Here is a 19,139-nt window from a genome sequence, read left to right as displayed (position 1 = left end):
ATCAAAGCAAGGCGGCCGCCGCGCTGGAGCCGGCGGCCGGCCCAAACAATCAAAAAGCTTCCAGAAGGGGAATGACAATGACAATCCGCTCGACATTCAAATCATCCATCGCCGCCGTCCTGGTCCTGGGCGCGGCAGGTTTCAGCCTTGGCACACAGGCGGCCAAGGCTGACGCGCTGGCCGATATCACCAAGGCCGGCACCATCAATGTCGGCGTCTTCGCCGATTTCCCGCCCTTCTCCTCGGCCAGCGCAGACATGAGCCTCAAGGGCTATGACATGGACGTCGCGCAGTACATCGCCGACACGCTCAAGGTGAAGCTCAATCCGATCGCCGTCACCGGCCAGAACCGCATCCCCTATTTGAACGATCATCGCGTCGATATCCTGATGAGCGTCGGCTACTCGAAGGAGCGCGAGCAGGTCATCGACTTCGCCGCCGCCTACGCGCCCTATTACATCGCGGTGATCGGTCCGGCGGCGATGTCGGTCAAAGGCAAGGAAGATCTTGCCGGCAAGTCGATCGCCGTCAATCGCGGCACGCTGGAAGATACCTCGCTCACCGAGGCAGCACCCGGATCGGCCGACATCAAGCGCTTCGACAACTACAATTCGGTGATCCAGGCCTTCATCTCCGGCCAGACCCAGCTGATGGTCGTCGGCAACGACGTCGGCGCGCAGGTGCTGGCCAAGCAGGACGTGCTCAAGCCCGAGCAGAAGTTCCAGCTTCTGACCTCGCCCTCGCATATCGGCCTCAACAAGAACGAGGACGCCCTCAAGAAGGCGGTCAACGACGCCGTCGCCAAAATGTTGGCCGACGGCAAGCTGGACGAAAGCTCGAAGGCCTGGCTGAAGACGCCGCTCAACCCCGACAACCTCAAGGATTGAGTTTTCCGTGGCCTTCGGCTGGCTTCCAGGTGCCGTGGGCGACATCGCGCACGGCGCGGCGACGACGATCCTTTTGATCGCCGTCACCACGCTGGCGGGAACGCTGCTCAGCATCCTCGGTGCTGCCGGGCGGCGAAACGGCCCCGCGCTGCTGCGCCGGGCCATCGCCTGGTATGTCGAGGTGATGCGCAACACGCCGTTCCTTGTGCAGCTGTTCTTCATCTTCTTCGGCCTGCCGAGCCTCGGCATCAGGCTTGACCCGATCCTGGCCGCCATGCTGGCGATGACGCTCAACATGGCGGCCTACACGATCGAGATCGTCGGCGCCGGGCTCGACGCGGTGCCGAACGGGCAGACGGAAGCGGCGCTGGCGCTCGGGCTGAGGCCGCGCCAGGTATTCATCAAGATCGTGCTGCCGCAGGCGCTCAAAATCATCTATCCCGCACTGACCAGCCAGATCGTCATCATGATGCTGGAATCCGCCGTGGTGTCGCAGATCGCGGTGCGCGAGCTGACCTATGAGGCCGACATGCTGCAGGCGCGCACTTTTCGCTCGTTCGAGACCTATTTCGTCGTGACGCTGGTCTATCTCTTGATGTCAATGGCCTTGCGGCGGCTGCTGGTGTCAGGCGGACGCCGCGCGCTCGGAGCGGGCGTGTCATGATCGAGTTCACGCTCTGGGACATCGTGCGCAACCTTCTGCTTGCCGCGCGCTGGACGGTGCTTTTGTCGCTGGCCGCCTTCGTCGGCGGCGCGGTGGTCGGAATGGCGGTGCTGTTCTTCAGGATCGCCAAGAACAAATGGAGCCGGCGCCTTGCCTCCGGCTACATCGCCCTGTTCCAGGGAACGCCGCTTCTGATGCAGCTGTTCCTGATGTTCTTCGGCCTGCCGATGCTCGGCCTGCGCATCGAGCCCTGGACCGCGGCGGTGCTCGGCCTGACCTTCTTCGCCAGCGCCTATCTCGCCGAAATCTGGCGCTCCGGTGTCGATGCGCTGCCATTGGGCCAGTGGGACGCCGGCGCCAGCCTCGGCCTGCACTATCTGCAGGAACTCAGGCTGATCATCCTGCCCCAGGCGTTCTCGATCACACGCGCGCCGACGGTCGGCTTCCTGGTGCAGCTGATCAAATCGACCGCGCTGACCTCGATCATCGGCTTCGAGGAATTGGTGCGGACTTCGAATGCCATCAACAACGCCACCTTCGAGCCATTCAAGGTCTATGGGCTGGTGGCGCTGATCTTCTTCGTCATGTGCTTCCCGCTGACGCAATATGCGCGGTCGCTAGAGAAGCAGACATTGACGCGCTGAACCGCGAGCATGTTGTGTTGACCAACATCGACGCGACCGCAAGCTGGGAAGCTGTGTGCTGTTAGAGCGCTTGGATGCTCCATTTGGGCACGGATGACAGCTTTGCGCCGCATCCCAGCCGTTCAGACGACATCTGCGAGTTCCTTAGAGCGGACGGTCAACTAGGCGGGAGATTACGACGGCATCGGGGTGGCCTTCGAGCTCGGCCAATTATTCGCGTTGGCAGTGGAGTTGGATCCAGGGCGATACCACCACAATCGGTCCTGTCACATTGTTGGCGATGTGACGGACATGTTGGCTTCGATGAGTCTGTTAGGTAAGTAGCCATCCTAATTTTCAGCATGGCTGAAGACGACAGTGCCATTGTCCTTGCGAACTTCAACGCAAATGATCCCCTCGTCACCCCTTCGGGTCTGAAACATGGAGATTGCGTGATCTTTGCCACCTTTTCGGCGTCAAAGATCACCTTGTCGATGATGCCCTGTCTTCCATACCAAATAACGGTGAACGCCATTCGCCGCCTCCATTCGAGGCACCATAGGCGCTCTTACCGGTACCTTCAAACGGCGTCTGTGGCCAAAAGGCGGCGCGAAACGGCCGCCTTTCCCCCAAATTCAGCCACCCATCTTCTTGGCCATCGCGCAGAAATCCGCATGCGACTTGTTGATCGTGGCGTCGCCGCAGTCTTTCAACACCGCCTTCTGTTCATCTGGCTTCATGGACATCCATGCGGTCTTGAAATCCGCTTCCGACCTTAGTGTTTTCATGCCGGCATCGGTGAAGAACGGCGACATCTTTGCCGGGTCGTCGAGCGCGGAGGTCCCGCCGCTGGAAGCGGCCAGAGCCGATCCAGTTATCATTGCGATCGCCATCGCGCTCATAGTGAGCATTTTGAAGTTCATTTCTCATCTCCTCACGCTTTACGTCGATCGTATGCAACGATCATCCCTCGAAACGTCATCGTGCAGGAAAGGTTGCCCGCCTGCGTCGAAAGATGGAATTCTATTCCGGGAATGCAGTTTGGACGCCAAGGGCGCGGAGACTCAGCCTGAACCGAAGTCCTGCCGTTGCTCGTCCAGCCGCCGACCTGACCTTCGTGCCCAGCGGTCGTTTCGCGGCAGTTCTAAAGGCGCCATTTGATGCGCCACAATGTTGGGACGAGCGACCGCCGAACCGACGGCCGTCTTGCGTTCAGTGCCCGAGCGCCAGCGACGGCGCGATGCGGTCGCGCCGTAGCCAGCGTGCCAGGAGCAGGGCCGCCACCACGGCCAGTCCCGACGACAGGCCGATCCAGATGCCGACGCCGTGGAAGCCGAAATGGAAGGCCAGCAGCACGCCAAGCGGCAGGCCGACGCCCCAGTAACCAATCGCGGCATAGATCATCGGCACCTTGGTGTCGTGCAGGCCGCGCAGCATGCCGGCGGCAACCGCCTGCGCGCCGTCGAAGACCTGGAACAGGGCAGCAAACACCAGGAACGACACGGCAAGCGCGATCACCCTGGCATTGGCCGGATTGCCGAGGTCGATGAAGGCGCTGATCAGGAGATGCGGCCAAAGCACCATCACCAGTCCCATCAGCGCCATGAACGAGACGCCGATGACGAAGGCGGTCCAGCCGGCGCGCGACACGCCCTCGGGATTGCCGGCGCCATGCGCGAGCCCGACCCGCACGGTCACCGCCTGGTTGAGGCCGAGCGGCACCATGAACGAGATCGAGGCGATCTGGATGGCGATCGCGTGCGCGGCCAGAGAATCCGCGTCGATCAGGCCCATCAGCAGGGCTGCCGCGTTGAAGATCGTCACCTCGAAGGCAAGGATGCCGGCGATCGGCAATCCGAGCCGCAGCAGGCCCTTGAAGCGCGGCCAGTCGGACCGCCAGAAACGGCCGAACAGATGGTAGCGCCGGAACTTCTTCTCCAGCATCACCACGACAGCCATGCCGACGAACATCAGCGTGCTGGACAGCGAGGTGGCAAGACCGGAGCCGGCGATGCCCATGGCCGGCACACCGAGATTGCCGAACATGAACAGCCAGTTAAAGAAGGCGTTGCAGGCGACGGCGACGAAAACGATGATCAGCGCCCAACCCGGCCGCTCCAGCGCCGAGATGAACGAACGCAGCACGATATAGCCGTAGAAGGGCAGCACCGCCCACTCCAGCCAGCGCAGATAGATGCCGGCCTGATGCGCCAGCGCGGGCTCCTGCCCCATGGCCAGCAGAATGGCCTCGCCGTGCCAAAGCACAAGCCAGATCGGGATCGCGATCAGGATCGCCAGCCACAGGCCCTGGCGCACGGTGCGGCGCAGATCGCGCACTGAGTGGCGGCGGCGGCCAAGCTCGGTGGCGATCATCGGCGAGGTCGCCAGCATCAGGCCGAGGCCGAAGATCAGCGGCATGAAATAGAGGTTGGCGCCAAGCGCGCCGCTGGCCAGCGTGTCCGCGCCGATGCGCCCCATCATCATGACGTCGGTGGCGGTCATCGCCGTCTGGCCGAGATTGGTCAGCACCATCGGCCAGGCCAGCGCCAGCGTCGCCCTGATTTCCCGACGCCAAAGATTTTCCGGCGCGCGAGCGCCGGCTTCGATCGCAGACATTGTCCTGCTCTTTCAGAACACGGCGCGTCGGGCCACGCCCGGAAGCCGCACAGCAACGGCACGAAATGGCACCGTTTGCGCCGTCTATTGAACGAAATGCGACATGAAGGCAAGGGAGGAGGCGTCAGAACAGATTGAGCCAGCGCCTTGCCCGGGAACCGCCGCCTCGTTCCCTTGCCGGCCAGGGACTGCTACGGATCAGACATCGGCAACCGACGAATTGTGGGAGGCAGGATGGCGTTCAGACGCAGAAAGAACACGGCAGCGATCCCGCGCACGGCGCCTTCCTTCGAGTATATCGTCACCGAGGCGAACGACAGTTTCCTGTGGCGGCTGGACGACTATCCCTGGGAGCGCAATGTCTGGAACTTCCACCCGGAGTACGAGATCCATCTGCTGCGGAAATCCTCCGGCGTGGTCCTCGTCGGTGACCATATCGGCGAGTTCGGGCCGGGCTACCTCACCATCGTCGGCGGCGGCCTGCCGCATGACTGGGTCACCGCGGTGCAGCCGGGCGAATTGATCGATGGCCGCGACATCGTGCTGCAATTCGATCCCGAGCGGCTGCGCGGGTCGGCTGACATGCTGCCCGAACTGCGCGAACTGGAGCCGTTCCTGGAACGGTCTCTGCGCGGCATCGTCTTCCACGGCGGGACCGCGCTTGAAGGCGCCGCGCTCATGGAGCGGATGGGCACGGTGCATGGGTTGGCCCGGTTCTGCCTGTTCCTCGAACTGGTCGATCTTCTGGCCAGGACCGACGAGTATGAGCTGTTGTCGTCGCCGGACTTCCAGCCGGTCCTCGACGCCGCGTCGCTCGACATCGTCCAGCGCACGCTGACCTATCTGTTCCAGCATTTCGCCGAAGATCTGAAGCTGCCTGAGGTGGCCGAGCTGGCCGGCATGAGCGAAAGCACCTTCTCGCGCTTCTTCCAGAAGAACACCGGCAACTCCTTCAGCGACCATCTTGCCAAGCTCAGGCTGTGGCAGGCGTGCAAGCTCCTGGCCGACACCGATATTCCGATCACCGACATCTGTTTCCAGGTCGGCTACATGAACATCTCCAACTTCAACCGCGCCTTCCTGCGCAAGCACAAGATAACGCCGTCATCCTATCGCAAGCTGTCGCGGCAGCGTCTGGCGATGCGCGCATAAGCGCATCTTGAATCATCGTTTTGGACCAGATCGATACTCATGTGACGCGCTCCGTACTTGGGCGCAGTTTTTTGCGCTGCACAATGCATAAAAGTACAGGTCAGCTGCAACGGGGCTTCTAGCGTCGCCCAACGCAACTGCGCATTTTGGCGATGGGTGGCATGTCGTTCGGGCGATGGTGAGGATCGCGTAACCCGAGGACCTGCGCTTCCTGCGACGTATTCCTGGAGGAGAAAAGATCATGAAACCAGTTCGGCTCGCTGCCAGCCTTGGCGCAGCTTTCGTGCTTTCCACTACCGTTTCAACCCTAGCCTTGGCGCAGGCGCCGGTCTGCTCGGCACCGGTCAAGGTGCTGGCGCAGCCCCGCGATGGCCTGACGCTTCTGGAGGACTCCAAGGCCGAGTTCGAGAAGCTCTCCGGCGCGAGCTTCAAGATCGATTACCTGAACGAAAACGACCGCCGCGCCAAGTCGCGCGCGGACGCGTCCACCGTCGGCAACTACAACGTCTACTATGTCGATGAAGCCAATGTGGCGCTTTTCGCCTCGTCGAAGTGGATCGTGCCGCTGACCGATTATTATCCGGCTGATTACGACTATGCCGACTTCGATCCGGGCCGCCAGAAGGTCGCCACCTATGACGGCAAGGTCTGGTTCGCGCCGCTGACCGGCGGCGGCGACCTGATGGTCTACCGCAAGGACGTGCTGGAAGCCGCCGGCATCCAGCCGCCCAAGACGCTGGACGAGCTGATCGCCGACGTGCCGAAGCTGACCAATGCCGACAAGGGCATGTACGGCATCGCGCTGCGCGGCGCGCGCGGGTCGGGCGCCAATGTCTGGCGCTGGATGCCGTTCTTCAAGGCCTATGGCGGCAAGTGGTTCGACGGCGACAAGCCGGCCTTCAATTCGGACGCAGCCGTCAAGGCGACCGAGGCCTATCTGAAGCTGTTCAGGGATTCGGCACCGGGGACCCAGACCGGCAGCTGGGACGAATCGACCGGCGCCTTCCTGTCGGGCCAGGTCGCGATCCTCGTCGAATCGACGCCGCTTTCGGGCATGGCGGTCGACCCGAAGACCTCGCAAGTGGTCGGCAAGATCGGCTTCCTGCCGCCGCCCTCGCCGCTTCCCGGCGGCGGTTACGGCCACGGCCTCGCCATCGCGGCGAAGGCCAATGCCGACGACGCTTCGAAGAAATGCGCCGGCCTGTTCATCGCCTGGGCAACCTCGAAGGAAAATGAGAAGCGCCGGCTCGACGCCCACCAGTTCGGTGAGCTGAACCGCACCAGCATCCTGTCCAGCAAGGAGTTCGCCGACATCTACGGCGCCGATCTCGGCCAGGCGCTTGCCGAAACCGGCAAAGTCACGGCGGTGAGCTTCTGGCAGGATCCGCGCTGGCCGGATCTCGGCGACCGCTGGGGCATCATCCTCGAGGAATTGATTGCCGGCACACGCACCGACGTCAAGGGCAGCCTCAACGAGCTCGAGGCCTACGCCAATGAGCTGGTGAAGAAATAGGCCCCTCCCTCTTGCGGCGCGCGGTTCGCGGCATTCCCTGGGAATGCCGGGACCTGTGTGTCGCAGGAGGGCCTGCCCTGTCCCGCGCGCGGGTTCCGCCATGTCCAGATATCAGAGACACAGCAAGGCCTGAGACCAATGCCTCGACGTTCATCCCTGCCGGTCACCTTTGTCGTGCCGACACTGGTCATTCTGCTGATCCTGTCGATGGTGCCGACGCTCTACGCGATCATCATCGCGCTGCAGAACCGCGAGCTGAGCTCGGCTGCCTATTCCTGGGTCTGGTTGTCGAATTTTGTCGACCTGTTCTCCGACCGCCGCTTCCTCAACGCTGTCTGGGTGTCGGTAAAGTGGGAGGTTGTCACTGTCGTCGCGACGATGGTGGTGGCGATCGGGCTCGGCGTGCTGATGTTCGAGGTCGCCTCGCCGCGCCTGCGCAACCTCTACTGTCTGCTGTTCATCATTCCGGTGCTGTTGCCGCGCGTGTCGGCGGCCTTCGTGTGGAAGTTCGCCTATCATCCGCTCTATGGCATCGCCACTTATCCCTACCGGCTGATGACCGGCGGGCTGATCTTCGACCCGCTGTCCAAGCCGTCGACGGCGCTGTTCGCCGTCGCTTCGGTCGATGTCTGGCAGTGGGGCCTGTTCTTCGCGGTCATCGTGCTGAAGCTCTTGGAAACCTTGCCGCCGCAGCCGATCGAGGCGGCCCGGCTCGACCATGCCCGGCGCTGGCAGATCCATGCCTATGTCACCTTGCCGATGCTGAAGGCGCCGCTGATCAGCCTGATGTTCGTCAAGATGATCGAATCGCTGCGCTCCTTCGACCTGATTTATGTGATGACCCGCGGCGGGCCGGGGGTCGCGACCGAAACGCTCGACATGTACGCCTTCTCGCAAGGCTTCATCGAATCCGGCAAGGTTTCCTATGCCTCGGCGATGGCCGTGCTGATGATGATCGCCACCGTCATCACCTTCACCATGCTGTGGAAGCGGGTGCAGGCATGAGGCTCGGCCGCATCATCGCCAAGGCCGCCCTGGCCTTCGCCGGCTTCCTCGCGGTGTTTCCGCTGCTGTGGACAGCGCTCAATTCGCTGAAGAACAGCGTGGATATCATCACCCGCGTTCCCCGCCTGGTGTTCACACCAACGCTTGCCAACATCAGCTACATACTTGGCCGCGACAGCGTCGTCACCGGCCTCTACAATTCGGTCGTCGCTTGCGGCACAGCCGTACTGATCGGCGTCGTGCTCGGTTTGCCCGCGGCTTACGCGGTGGCGCGTTATCCCAACCGCTGGGCCGGCGACATCCAGTTCTTCGTGCTGTCGCTGCGCTTCCTGCCGCCGGTGGCGGTGGCGATCCCGCTTATGGTGATCTGGCTGCAACTCGGTCTCTACGATACGCTGCCGGCGCTGATCGTCACCTATTCACTGCTCACCATCTCGGTGATCATGTGGCTCGCCATTCCAGCCTTCCAAGGCGTGCCGAAGGAGATCGAGGAAGCCGCCTTCGTCGACGGCTACGGCGCCTATTCGGTGTTCTGGCGGATCGCGCTGCCCGTGGCTGCGCGCTCGCTGATCGGCGCGGTCGCCTTCAGCTTCGTGCTGGTCTGGAACGAATTCCTGATCGCGCTGATGCTGTCGAGTTCCAACGCCAAGACCTTGCCGATCGTCGCCTCCGAACTCTCCCAGCAAGGCATGAACGTGCCGTGGGGCATTCTCAACGCCTCGGTCGTGCTCCTGTCGCTGCCGCCGCTGCTGTTCCTCGGCGTGCTCAGCGGCTTCCTGAATTCTGTTTTCCGGCAAAAAAAGACTTGAAGTGAGGACTTACCCGATGCGGGCTTTGGTGCTTGAGAAAAAAGGTGAATTGTCGCTGCGCGAGATCGCGTTGCCGCTCGATGTCGGCCCCGACGATGTCAGGATCGCCATCCACACGGTCGGCGTCTGCGGCAGCGACGTGCATTATTACACGCATGGCGCCATCGGCAGCTATGTCGTGCGGGCGCCGATGGTGCTCGGCCACGAGGCTGCGGGCACAATCGTCGAGGTCGGCGCCAATGTCAGGAGTCTGAAGGTCGGCGACCGCGTCTGCATGGAGCCGGGTGTACCGAATCTGTCATCGCGCGCGACAAAGCTCGGCATCTACAATGTCGACCCCGACGTCACTTTTTGGGCGACCCCGCCGGTGCATGGCATCCTTGCTCCCTATGCCGTGCACCCGGCCGCCTTTACCTACAAGCTGCCGGACAATGTCTCCTTCGCCGAGGGCGCGATGGTCGAGCCCTTCGCCATCGGGATGCAGGCGGCTAGCCGCGCCCGCATCGTCCCGGGCGATGTCGCCGTCGTCGTCGGCTGCGGCCCGATCGGCATCATGGTCGCCCTTGCAGCCCTTGCTGGCGGTTGTTCGAAAGTGCTGATTTCCGATTTTTCCGCGCCCAAGCTGGGGATTGCCGCGCAATATGCCGGCATCGTGCCGGTCAATGTCGGCGAGCAGTCGCTGGTCGATGCCGTCGCGGCAACTACCGACAATTGGGGTGCCGACATCGTCTTCGAGGCGAGCGGCAGCGCCAAGGCTTTCGCCGATCTGTTCGACGTCGTGCGGCCAGGTGGCGCGGTGGTGCTGGTCGGGCTGCCGGTGGAACCGGTGGCCCTCGATGTGCCGGCGGCGATCTCGAAGGAAGTGCGCATCGAGACGGTGTTCCGCTATGCCAACATCTTCGACCGCGCCCTGCAGCTCATCGCCTCCGGCAAGGTCGACCTCAAGCCGCTGATCACCGGAACCTATGATTTCGCCGACAGCATCAAGGCGTTCGAACGGGCCGCCGAAGGCAACCCGCAGGATGTCAAGCTGCAGATCCTGCTTACCGGCGAAAAGGGCTGACCATGTGCGCGATCGTTTGCTCCCATGTCGACAAGGCTTATGGCGCCACCACAGTGATCCGCGATCTCAATCTCTCGATCGAGGAGCACGAATTCGTCGTGTTCCTCGGCCCGTCCGGCTGCGGCAAGTCGACCTTGCTGCGCATGCTGGCGGGGCTGGAGGACATCAGCGGCGGCGAGGTATCGATCGGCGGCAAGGTGGTCAACGACCTCAATCCGGGCGACCGCGGTATCGCCATGGTGTTCCAGAACTACGCGCTCTACCCGCACATGAGCATTTTCGACAACATCGCCTTCGGGCTGCGGCGCCAGAAGGTCCCGGCGCCCGAGATCCGCAAGCGGGTCGAAGCGGTGTCGAGGACGCTTGGGCTCGACCCCTATCTCGGCCGTAAGCCAGCCGAACTCTCCGGCGGCCAGCAGCAGCGCGTGGCGATCGCGCGGGCCATGATCAAGACGCCCAAGGTGTTCCTGTTCGACGAGCCGTTGTCCAATCTCGACGCCAAATTGCGCAACCATATGCGCGTCGAGATCGCGCGGCTGCACCAGTCGCTGAAGACCACCACCGTCTATGTCACGCACGACCAGCTGGAGGCGATGACGCTCGCCGACCGTATCGTGCTGCTCAAGGATGGCATCATCGAGCAGATCGGCTCGCCGGCGGAAATCTACGGGCGGCCGGGCAATATTTTCGTGGCCGGTTTCATCGGCACGCCGAACATGAATTTTATCGATGTGACGGTCGGCCGGGCAGGGAACGGCTGGACGCTGACCGGCGCCGGGACGGTGCTTTCGATAGATGGGGCGGGCTTTCATCTCCAGCCGGGCGATCGCGCTGTGCTGGGCATCCGGCCCCCGGACCTGAAGACGGCCGGTGTCGGCGCCGCCAGGCTATTGCAAGGCACCGCCGATCTCATCGAATTCCACGGTAATGACGCGCTGGTGACATTCGGCTCCGGCGGCAAGGAAATCAGCGCGCTCGTTCCGGCACGCGACTGCCCGGTAGTGCGTGCTCCCGTCCGCTATACATTCGAGCAGAATGACATTCACCTGTTCGACGCGACATCGGGCGCGTCCCTGCGCAGGCAATAGCGTAAAAGCCTACCGGATCGCGTCAAGCATCTGCCGCTGCCGGTGCATTTCCAGGAAAATCCGGTAGTCGCGATCGAAGCGGACGCCGGCCGCCGGATTGGCGGCGCGTGTCTTGCCACCCTGCTGCATGGCAAGGCAGGCGGCGTTGAGATCGGGGAAAAGCCCGGCGGCGGTCGCCGCCACCATGCCGGTGCCGAGCAGCACCGCCTCGTCGGCCAGCGGCTCGACCACCGTGCAGCCGGTGGCGTCGGCATAGAGCTCCATCAAAAGCGGGTTCTTGGTGTGGCCGCCGGTGACATGCAGCGTGTCGATCAGATAGCCGTTCTCGTTCAGCGCCTCCAGCACATGGCGCACGCCGAGCGCGATGCCGACGGCGGTGCGCCAGTAAAGCTTGCACAGGCTGTCGAAGGACGAATCCAGCGTCAGCCCGCTGACGACGCCAACGGCATGTGGGTCGGCAAGCGGCGAGCGGTTGCCGTGGAAATCCGGCAGCACATGCAGCCGGTCGGCAAGGCTCTCGCCCTCGGCGGCGCGCAGTTCGGCGACGCGCGCGGCGATCCTGGCATGCATGGCCGCATTCGGCTCGCCCCCGGCGCCGTGCCAGCGGATGATGTGGTCGAGCAGCGCCCCCGTCGCCGACTGACCGCCTTCCGACAGCCACAGCTTCGGCAGTGCGGCGCCGTAATAGGGGCCCCAGACACCGGCGAAAGGCTGCGGATCGGGCGACATTGCCATGACGCAGGATGAGGTGCCGGCGATCAGCGCCAGATGGCGACCGATATTCTGGTCGTCGCCGGCAAAGCCACCGAGCACGCCAAGCGCCCCGGCATAGGCATCGATGACGCCCGCGCCGACGCGGCAGTTTTCGGTCAGACCGAGTTCTGCCGCTGCCTGCGCCGTCAACGGACCGATATCGGCGCCGACCGGACTGGCCCGTTCGGGCAGATTGCCGTGCTCAAAAAGATCGTCGAGGCCGACGAGTTCGAAGAAATCGCGCTGCCACGCGGTGTCCTGGTGCGCCAGATAAGTCCACTTCGCTGTCAGCGTGCATTGCGAGCGGGCCAGCGAGCCCGTCGCCTGCCAGGTCAGGAAATCGGTCAGGTCGAATAAATAGCCGGCTTCGTTCCACGTCTTCGGCAGATTGCGCTTCAACCACATCAGCTTCGGCGTCGCCATCTCGGGCGACATAACGCCGCCGATGTAGTTCAGCACCTCGTGGCCGCTCGCGGTGCATTCGTCGGCTTCGGCGATGGCACGGTGGTCGAGCCAGACAATGGTGTCCCAGCGCTTGTCGCCGCTGGTCGACACACTGAGCTGGCCGCCCTGCCTGTCACGCACGACCAGCGAGCAGGTGGCATCGAAGGAGATACCGGCAATATGCTCGGCGGCGACGCCGGCCTTTTCCCGCGCGGCACGCACGGCGGTGCAGACGGCGGCCCAGATATCGCGTGAATCATGCTCGGCATGATCTGGCTTTGGCTGGTTCATGGCGATCGGCCGCTCGGCGCGGCCAAGCAAGGTACCACTGGCGTCGAGAATGCCCGCGCGAGCGCTCCCGGTGCCGACATCGACCGCGCAGACAAACTGTTTCGTCAAGATGCTCTAACTCTCGCTTCCAGGCCTGCAATCAAATCGGGCAATTGCAGCATGTCAGCGAATATAAAGTCCGGTTCGGTCGACGCAAGCCGCGCTTTCAATCCCGGATTGCCGGCGTGTGCGCCGCCGGTGAAGGCGAAGACGCGCATATCCGCCGCGAGCGCGGCCGCGACGCCGGCCGGGCTGTCCTCGATGACCAGGCAATTTCTCGGTTGCGCCCGCATGGCGGCGGCCGCATGGAGGAAAAGGTCCGGTGCCGGCTTGCCCCTGGCAACCATGGCAGCGCTGAACAGATGCGGCTCCATCAGCGTGAGCAGGCCGGTGACGTCGAGCGCGTAACGAATACGTTCCAGCGTGCCGGAGGAAGCGACGCAGTACGGCAGGCCGAGCTTCGGCAGCATCGCCTTGACGCCGGCGATCGGCTTCAGCTCCTCACGGAACTTTCGCATGAGGTCGACGCGCATGGCGGTGAGATGCTGATCGGTGATCTCCAGGCCGAAGTCGCGGCCGAGGATTTCGCGCACGCTCTTCATGCTCTTGCCGAGGAAATGCTCGTAGGCGGCGTCTTCGCCGACGCTGCCGCCGGCAAGTTCGATCATGCCGAGCAGCGCCGAGACGGAGAGCGCCTCGCTGTCGACCAGCACGCCGTCGCAGTCGAAGATGACCAGTTCAGGCGTCATGATGCCGGCTGGCTCTCAGAGCTTGCCGGCGAAGTAGCGCGTCAGCGTGGCGCGCGTGCCATTGGCCCAGAGCACGTTGAGCGCGTGGACGAAGGCGTCGACGAAGGCCGTGGCGCGGCCGACATCGCCATAGATATCGTCCATGGCAAGCCAGGCGGCGGGCGCGTCCTTTGCCGCCTTTGCCGTTGCCTGCAGCCGGTCCCAGCTCGGGTCGTTGGGCTCGATGACCGCCCCGCTGTCCGTCGTGCCGAAGCAGTAGCGGCACCACAGCGCCGATTCCAGCGCCAGACCGGCAACGCCTTTGCCGGCCTTCAGCCGGTCGGCGATGGTCGGGATGATGAATTTCGGCTGGCGGTTGGAGCCGTCGAGGCAGAGGCGGCGCACCGTGTCGCCGATCTTGGGATTGGAGAAGCGCTTCTCGATGAGCTGGTAATAATCTTCCAGCACCGTGTCCGGCACCGGCGGCACTGTCGGGATGATCTCGTCATGCTCGAGCTTGTCGAGGAAACCGAGCACCAGCGGCTCCTGCATCGCCTCATGGACGAAGTGGATGTCCATCAGCCCGGCCGGATAGGCGATGGTGGCGTGGCCGCCATTGAGGATGCGGATCTTCATCAGCTCGTAAGGGGCGACGTCCCTGACGAACTGCACGCCGACCTTTTCCAGCGGCGGGCGGCCATCGGTGAAATGGTCTTCCAGTACCCATTGCCGGAACGGCTCGCAGAACACCGGCCAATTGTCCTCGAGGCCGAAATCATCGGCAAGGATCTTGCGCTCACGGTCGCTGGTTGCCGGTGTGATGCGGTCGACCATGGCGTTCGGGAAGGCGACGTGGTCGCTGACCCAGCTCGCCAAATCCTCGTCGATCAGGCGGGCGAGGCCGATAACGCCATCCGACGTGACATGGCCGTTGTGGGGGATGTTGTCGCAGGACATGACCGTGAACGGCACGATGCCATCCTGGCGGCGTCGCGCCAGCCCGGCCAGGATGATGCCGAATACGGTTTTCGGTGTGGCGCCCGGCTGGGCGTCGGCGACGATATCGGGATGGGTCGGATTGAACACGCCGGAGGCCGGATCGATGAAATAGCCGCCTTCGGTGATGGTCAGCGATACGATCCTGATGGCCGGGTCGGCAAGGCGATCGATGATACCGGCCGCATCGCCCGGCATCAGGAAATCGATCATCGCGCCGGTGACGCGGGCACTCATATGGCCCTCGTCCTGCTCGACAACCGTGGTCAGCCAGTCCTGCTCTTCGAGCTTGCCGCGGCCGATCTTCTCGCCGTCGAACACGCCGGCGCCGACCAGCGCCCAATCATGACCGACGCCTTGACCGAACAGGTCGTCGAGATAGACGGCCTGATGTGACCGGTGAAAATTGCCGACACCGAAATGCACGATGCCGGCTTTCAACGCCGACCGGTCATAGTTCGGACCTGCGACCTTGGACGGAAGCGTGGCGAGGCTCGAGGAAGAGAGTTTCACGGTCATCTGCTTTACCCTTTGGCCGATTTGCAGCCCGACTGTTTCGCCTCCTTCGGGAGGGCGAGGATGAGGGGCCGCACCTGGTTTTCCAGTATGCCGCCCCTCATCCGCCCCCGTGGCGTCTTCTCCGGAGGAAATGAGAGAAGCGCCTTCCCCCTCAACTCGTCCTTTTCAACTCATCCATTGGCCGCCATCGACGTTGTAGGTCTGGGCGACGATGTATTCGGCCTCGTCACTGGCGAGAAACACGGCCATGCCGGCGAGGTCTTCCGGCTTGCCCATGCGGCCATACGGCACGCCCTCGCCGACCAGCCGTTTCTTTTCGCCTTTCGGCCGGTTCTCGTATTTGGCGAACAGGGCATCGACCTCGTCCCACATGTCGCTGTCGACGACGCCGGGCGCGATGCCGTTGACATTGATGCGGTGCTTGATCAGGTCGAGCCCGGCCGACTGCGTCAGCGAGATGACCGCGGCTTTGGTGGCGCAGTAGACCGCGACCAGCGGCTCGCCGCGACGCCCGGCCTGGCTCGCCATGTTGATGATCCTGCCGCCCTTGCCCCGCGCGATCATCGAGCGGGCGGCTGCCTGCAGCACGAACAACGTGCCGGCGACATTGACGGAGAAAAGCTTTTCGTAGCTCGCCCGAGAGATCTCCACGATCGGCGCCAGGTCAAACAGAGCGGCGTTGTTGATCAGGATGTCCAGACCGCCGGTTTTGCTCTCCACCGCTTTGACCGCGGCCTCGATGGATGCCTGGTCGGTGACGTCGAGCTTGACGGCATAGGCGTTGTCGCCGATCGCGGCCGCCGTTTTCTCGGCGGCTTCAAGGTTGATATCGGCAATCGCCACCGTGGCGCCTTCGCGCACATAGGCTTCGGCGAAGGCTCTGCCGATGCCGCGCGCCGACCCGGTGATCAGCGCCGATTTGCCTTTCAGCCTCACTACCCCACCCTCACTGGGCCATCGCCTTGCCGTCAGCGCCGAAGCGATGCAGCTTGGCCTTTTCGGGTGTAAGATAGATCGTGTCGCCATGATGCACGGCCAGTTCGCCGTCGGCGCGCACCGTCAGCGGTCCGACGCCATCGGCCTGGACATGCAGAAACGTGTCGGAGCCCAGATGCTCGGCAACGCCGACCGTCGCCTTCCAGTCGCCCGCCGTGGTCGAGATCTGCATATGTTCGGGCCGGATGCCGATCGTCTTGGCGCGGTATTTGTCAGCCGGCGCGCCCTCGATCAGGTTCATCTTCGGCGAGCCGATGAAGCCGGCGACGAACAGGTTGCGCGGCGTCTTGTAGAGCTCCATCGGCGAGCCGACCTGCTCGATGTTGCCGGCGTTCAAGACGACGATCTTGTCGGCCATGGTCATGGCCTCGACCTGGTCGTGGGTGACGTAGATCATCGTCGTCTTGAGCTGGTGGTGCAGCTCGCTGATCTCGAGCCGCATGGTGCCGCGCAGTGCCGCGTCGAGGTTGGACAGCGGTTCGTCGAACAGGAAGGCCGAGGGCTGGCGCACGATGGCGCGGCCGATGGCGACGCGCTGGCGCTGGCCGCCGGAGAGCTGGCCGGGACGGCGTTCGAGATAGTTGGTGAGATTGAGCACGCGCGCCGCGTCCTTCACCTTCCTGTCGATGGTCGCCTGGTCCTCGCCTGCCATCTTCAGCGGAAAGGCGATGTTCTTGGCAACCGTCATGTGCGGATAAAGCGCATAGGACTGGAACACCATGGCGAGCTTGCGCTTGGCCGGCGCCTCGCCGGTGACGTCACGGCCATCGATGTTGATGGTGCCACCGCTGGTGTCTTCGAGGCCGGCGATCAGCCGCAGCAATGTCGACTTGCCGCAGCCCGACGGGCCGACGAAGACGACGAACTCGCCATTCTCGATCACCAGGTCGAGACCGGGGATGATGGACGTCGATCCAAACGATTTGGAGACGTTCTTGAGCGTGATGTTTCCCATGGTTTCCTCCCCGAGAGCTATTTTTCGCCGATTGCTTAAGGCAATTTCCGTTACTTCACCGCACCAAAGGTCAGGCCGCGCACCAGCTGCTTCTGGCTGAACCAGCCCATGATCAGGATCGGCGCGATGGCCAGCGTCGAGGCCGCCGAAAGCTTGGCCCAGAACAGGCCTTGCGGGCTGGAGAAGGAGCTGATGAAGGCAGTCAGCGGAGCAGCGTCCGTGGTGGTCAGCCGGATGGTCCAGAATGCCTCGTTCCAGGCCAGGATGATGTTGAGCAGCATGGTCGAGGCGATGCCCGGCACCGCCATCGGCGTCAGCACGTAGATGATCTCGTTCCACAGCGACGCGCCGTCCATGCGAGCCGCTTCCAGGATCTCGCCGGGGATCTCGCGGAAGTAGGTGTAGAGCATCCACACCACGATCGGCAGGTTGATCAGCATCAGCATGACCATCAGGCCGAGGCGCGAGTCCAGCAGGCCGAGATTGCGGAAGATCAGGTAGATCGGAAACAGCACGGCAACCGCCGGCATCATCTTGGTGGACAGCATCCACATGAGGATGTCCTTGGTCCGCTTGGTCGGCGAAAACGCCATCGACCAAGCCGCCGGAATCGCGACCAGCAGCGCCAGGATGGTCGAGCCGACGGAGAGCAGCACCGAGTTCAGGAAGAACTTGAAATAGCCGCTCTGCGCCTGGACTTCGGCATAGCTTTCGAAGGTCCCCGACGGGATCAGGTTGAAGCCCTGGATCGCCTCCTGTTCCGACTTGAACGAGGTGATGATCGTATAGAGGATCGGGAAGAAAATCAGCAGGGCGACGATCCAGGCGGCGACGGTCGCGATTGTCTTGTGCTGGGTGGTGACTGCGCGTGCCATGATCAGGTTCTCCCGTATCGGCGATGGTGGCGGCAGGGTCGACCCCCACTCCGGTTTGCTGCACAAACCACCTCTTCCCCGATCGACGGGGTAGAGGAAGGGCGCAGCTTCGATGCAGGCATTTCCTCTCCCCCGGGCCGGGGGAGAGGTGTCCCGCGCAGCGGGACGAAGTGGGGGTGGTTCAGCGCACGCGCCATCTTGACCTCCCTTACTTGTCCAGGTTCTTGCCGACGGCGCGCATGGCGAAGAAGGCGACGATGTTGGCGAGAATGACGGCGATCACACCGCCCGCGGATGCCTGGCCGATTTTGAACTCCAGCAACGCCTTCTGGTAGACAAGGAAGGGCAGATTGGTGGAGGCATAGCCCGGGCCGCCATTGGTGGTGACCAGGATCTCGGCATAGACGGAAAGCAGGAAGATCGTCTGGATCAGGATGACCACGGTAATCGCCCGCGACATGTGCGGCAGCGTCAGATAGATGAAGCGGCTGATGAAGCCGGCGCCATCCATCTCGGCGGCCTCCTTCTGCTCGCCGTCGAGCGACTGCAGCGAGGTCAGGAGGATCAAAGTCGCGAAAGGCAGCCACTGCCAGGCGACGATGATGATGATCGCCGTCATCGGATGCTGCCCGAACCAGTCGATCGGTTGCGCGCCGAAGAAGCGGGCTATGTCGGCGAAGACGCCATATTGCGGGTGCATGATCATGTTCTTCCACACCAGCGCTGCCACCGGCGGCATGACGAAGAACGGCGAAATGACGAGAATGCGCACGATCCCCTGGCCCCACATCGGCTGATCGATGAGCAGCGCCAGCAGGATGCCGCCGATCACCGTGATCAGCAGCACGCTGACCACCAGGACAAGCGTGTTGAGGATCGACTGCAGGAAAGCCGGGTTGGAATAGAACAGCGCGTAGTTCGAGAGGCCGACGAAGCCATCGCGCATCGGATTAAGCGGATTGTACTGCTGGAAGGAGAACCACAGCGTGAGAGCGAGCGGAACAACCATCCAGACCAGCAGCAGCACCACGGATGGCGCCATCATGAATCGGGCAAGCGAACGGGTCTGCTGAGTAGCCATGACGGTCACCCTTCAAGGATCAAACTGAATTATCAGAGGCGT

At 63.2% G+C, this 19,139-nt stretch carries 18 protein-coding genes; 9 read left to right on the top strand and 9 right to left on the bottom strand.

Annotated elements, in window-relative coordinates; genetic code table 11:
- Positions 1 to 77 precede the first annotated feature (77 nt).
- Genes FJ492_RS02945 through FJ492_RS02935 form a run of 3 tightly spaced genes read left to right on the top strand, consistent with a single transcriptional unit; the run spans position 78 to position 2,195 of the window.
- On the top strand, positions 78 to 887 hold the full coding sequence (locus tag FJ492_RS02945; protein WP_140508305.1) for a transporter substrate-binding domain-containing protein: 810 nt from the start codon (positions 78 to 80) through the stop codon (positions 885 to 887).
- Positions 883 to 1,551 (top strand): amino acid ABC transporter permease, encoded by a 669-nt coding sequence (locus FJ492_RS02940; RefSeq protein ID WP_181166576.1) that lies wholly within the window; start codon positions 883 to 885, stop codon positions 1,549 to 1,551. Before FJ492_RS02945 ends, FJ492_RS02940 begins: the two co-directional genes overlap by 5 nt.
- Positions 1,548 to 2,195 (top strand): amino acid ABC transporter permease, encoded by a 648-nt coding sequence (locus tag FJ492_RS02935; protein ID WP_140768413.1) that lies wholly within the window; start codon positions 1,548 to 1,550, stop codon positions 2,193 to 2,195. The genes FJ492_RS02940 and FJ492_RS02935 overlap by 4 nt, the downstream gene beginning before the upstream one ends.
- Before the next feature lie 614 nt (positions 2,196 to 2,809).
- Here the strand turns inward: FJ492_RS02935 and FJ492_RS02930 are convergent.
- Both FJ492_RS02930 and FJ492_RS02925 read right to left on the bottom strand, forming a co-directional pair.
- On the bottom strand, positions 2,810 to 3,097 hold the full coding sequence (locus FJ492_RS02930; RefSeq protein ID WP_140508299.1) for a hypothetical protein: 288 nt from the start codon (positions 3,095 to 3,097) through the stop codon (positions 2,810 to 2,812).
- A 289-nt stretch (positions 3,098 to 3,386) separates the two neighbouring features.
- A complete protein-coding gene (locus FJ492_RS02925; protein WP_140768411.1) occupies positions 3,387 to 4,790 on the bottom strand; it encodes an MATE family efflux transporter in 1,404 nt (467 codons plus the stop codon).
- Positions 4,791 to 5,024: 234 nt separating this feature from the next.
- Here FJ492_RS02925 and FJ492_RS02920 point away from each other — a divergent pair, with 234 nt between their 5' ends.
- The 6 genes from FJ492_RS02920 (at position 5,025) to ugpC (ending at position 11,420) form a co-directional block, all read left to right on the top strand.
- Positions 5,025 to 5,942, top strand: coding sequence for an AraC family transcriptional regulator (locus FJ492_RS02920; RefSeq protein ID WP_140768409.1), 918 nt, complete (start codon positions 5,025 to 5,027; stop codon positions 5,940 to 5,942).
- Positions 5,943 to 6,183: 241 nt separating this feature from the next.
- Entirely contained in the window at positions 6,184 to 7,455 is a 1,272-nt protein-coding gene (locus FJ492_RS02915; protein ID WP_140768407.1) for an extracellular solute-binding protein, read from the top strand.
- Between the two features lie 138 nt (positions 7,456 to 7,593).
- Positions 7,594 to 8,460, top strand: a complete 867-nt coding sequence (locus FJ492_RS02910) for a sugar ABC transporter permease (RefSeq protein ID WP_140768405.1) — start codon at positions 7,594 to 7,596, stop codon at positions 8,458 to 8,460.
- The gene (locus tag FJ492_RS02905) at positions 8,457 to 9,269 is read left to right on the top strand and encodes a carbohydrate ABC transporter permease (protein ID WP_140768403.1); all 813 of its coding nucleotides are present in this window, start codon (positions 8,457 to 8,459) and stop codon (positions 9,267 to 9,269) included. Before FJ492_RS02910 ends, FJ492_RS02905 begins: the two co-directional genes overlap by 4 nt.
- Positions 9,270 to 9,285: 16 nt before the next feature.
- Complete coding sequence (locus tag FJ492_RS02900; protein ID WP_140768401.1) at positions 9,286 to 10,332, top strand: NAD(P)-dependent alcohol dehydrogenase; 1,047 nt, start codon at positions 9,286 to 9,288, stop codon at positions 10,330 to 10,332.
- Positions 10,333 to 10,334: 2 nt separating this feature from the next.
- Positions 10,335 to 11,420, top strand: coding sequence for a sn-glycerol-3-phosphate ABC transporter ATP-binding protein UgpC (ugpC, locus tag FJ492_RS02895; RefSeq protein ID WP_140768399.1), 1,086 nt, complete (start codon positions 10,335 to 10,337; stop codon positions 11,418 to 11,420).
- Between the two features lie 9 nt (positions 11,421 to 11,429).
- On the opposite strand, the gene FJ492_RS02890 is transcribed toward ugpC, so the two are convergent.
- The 7 genes from FJ492_RS02890 to FJ492_RS02860 form a co-directional block, all read right to left on the bottom strand.
- A complete protein-coding gene (locus FJ492_RS02890; RefSeq protein ID WP_140715428.1) occupies positions 11,430 to 13,016 on the bottom strand; it encodes an FGGY-family carbohydrate kinase in 1,587 nt (528 codons plus the stop codon).
- Positions 13,013 to 13,696 carry an HAD family hydrolase gene (locus FJ492_RS02885; protein WP_140508281.1) on the bottom strand — a complete coding sequence of 228 codons (684 nt, stop codon included), beginning with the start codon at positions 13,694 to 13,696 and terminating at the stop codon, positions 13,013 to 13,015. The genes FJ492_RS02890 and FJ492_RS02885 overlap by 4 nt, the downstream gene beginning before the upstream one ends.
- Positions 13,697 to 13,711: 15 nt before the next feature.
- Entirely contained in the window at positions 13,712 to 15,190 is a 1,479-nt protein-coding gene (locus FJ492_RS02880) for a mannitol dehydrogenase family protein (protein WP_140768397.1), read from the bottom strand.
- A gap of 165 nt (positions 15,191 to 15,355) precedes the next feature.
- Positions 15,356 to 16,126: an L-iditol 2-dehydrogenase gene (locus FJ492_RS02875; protein WP_140768395.1), complete on the bottom strand. Its 771-nt coding sequence runs from the start codon at positions 16,124 to 16,126 to the stop codon at positions 15,356 to 15,358.
- A gap of 10 nt (positions 16,127 to 16,136) precedes the next feature.
- The gene (locus FJ492_RS02870) at positions 16,137 to 17,141 is read right to left on the bottom strand and encodes an ABC transporter ATP-binding protein (protein ID WP_140715420.1); all 1,005 of its coding nucleotides are present in this window, start codon (positions 17,139 to 17,141) and stop codon (positions 16,137 to 16,139) included.
- 50 nt (positions 17,142 to 17,191) lie between these two features.
- Positions 17,192 to 18,016 carry a carbohydrate ABC transporter permease gene (locus FJ492_RS02865; protein ID WP_140508275.1) on the bottom strand — a complete coding sequence of 275 codons (825 nt, stop codon included), beginning with the start codon at positions 18,014 to 18,016 and terminating at the stop codon, positions 17,192 to 17,194.
- Positions 18,017 to 18,224: 208 nt separating this feature from the next.
- The gene (locus FJ492_RS02860; protein ID WP_027145411.1) at positions 18,225 to 19,097 is read right to left on the bottom strand and encodes a sugar ABC transporter permease; all 873 of its coding nucleotides are present in this window, start codon (positions 19,095 to 19,097) and stop codon (positions 18,225 to 18,227) included.
- Positions 19,098 to 19,139: the final 42 nt, after the last annotated feature.

The organism is Mesorhizobium sp. B2-5-4 (genome assembly GCF_006441095.1).
In the GTDB taxonomy this organism is placed as follows: domain Bacteria; phylum Pseudomonadota; class Alphaproteobacteria; order Rhizobiales; family Rhizobiaceae; genus Mesorhizobium; species Mesorhizobium salmacidum.
This window is presented reverse-complemented; position numbering and strand designations above follow the sequence as displayed.

Bases quoted from the DNA above. Each gene is read 5' to 3' on its own strand.
- FJ492_RS02945 (WP_140508305.1), top strand. From the start codon at position 78: ATGACAATCCGCTCGACATTCAAATCATCCATCGCCGCCGTCCTGGTC.
- FJ492_RS02935 (WP_140768413.1), top strand. From the start codon at position 1,548: ATGATCGAGTTCACGCTCTGGGACATCGTGCGCAACCTTCTGCTTGCC.
- FJ492_RS02930 (WP_140508299.1), bottom strand. From the start codon at position 3,097: ATGAACTTCAAAATGCTCACTATGAGCGCGATGGCGATCGCAATGATA.
- FJ492_RS02925 (WP_140768411.1), bottom strand. From the start codon at position 4,790: ATGTCTGCGATCGAAGCCGGCGCTCGCGCGCCGGAAAATCTTTGGCGT.
- FJ492_RS02920 (WP_140768409.1), top strand. From the start codon at position 5,025: ATGGCGTTCAGACGCAGAAAGAACACGGCAGCGATCCCGCGCACGGCG.
- FJ492_RS02915 (WP_140768407.1), top strand. From the start codon at position 6,184: ATGAAACCAGTTCGGCTCGCTGCCAGCCTTGGCGCAGCTTTCGTGCTT.
- FJ492_RS02910 (WP_140768405.1), top strand. From the start codon at position 7,594: ATGCCTCGACGTTCATCCCTGCCGGTCACCTTTGTCGTGCCGACACTG.
- FJ492_RS02905 (WP_140768403.1), top strand. From the start codon at position 8,457: ATGAGGCTCGGCCGCATCATCGCCAAGGCCGCCCTGGCCTTCGCCGGC.
- FJ492_RS02900 (WP_140768401.1), top strand. From the start codon at position 9,286: ATGCGGGCTTTGGTGCTTGAGAAAAAAGGTGAATTGTCGCTGCGCGAG.
- ugpC (WP_140768399.1), top strand. From the start codon at position 10,335: ATGTGCGCGATCGTTTGCTCCCATGTCGACAAGGCTTATGGCGCCACC.
- FJ492_RS02885 (WP_140508281.1), bottom strand. From the start codon at position 13,696: ATGACGCCTGAACTGGTCATCTTCGACTGCGACGGCGTGCTGGTCGAC.
- FJ492_RS02880 (WP_140768397.1), bottom strand. From the start codon at position 15,190: ATGACCGTGAAACTCTCTTCCTCGAGCCTCGCCACGCTTCCGTCCAAG.
- FJ492_RS02870 (WP_140715420.1), bottom strand. From the start codon at position 17,141: ATGGGAAACATCACGCTCAAGAACGTCTCCAAATCGTTTGGATCGACG.
- FJ492_RS02865 (WP_140508275.1), bottom strand. From the start codon at position 18,016: ATGGCACGCGCAGTCACCACCCAGCACAAGACAATCGCGACCGTCGCC.
- FJ492_RS02860 (WP_027145411.1), bottom strand. From the start codon at position 19,097: ATGGCTACTCAGCAGACCCGTTCGCTTGCCCGATTCATGATGGCGCCA.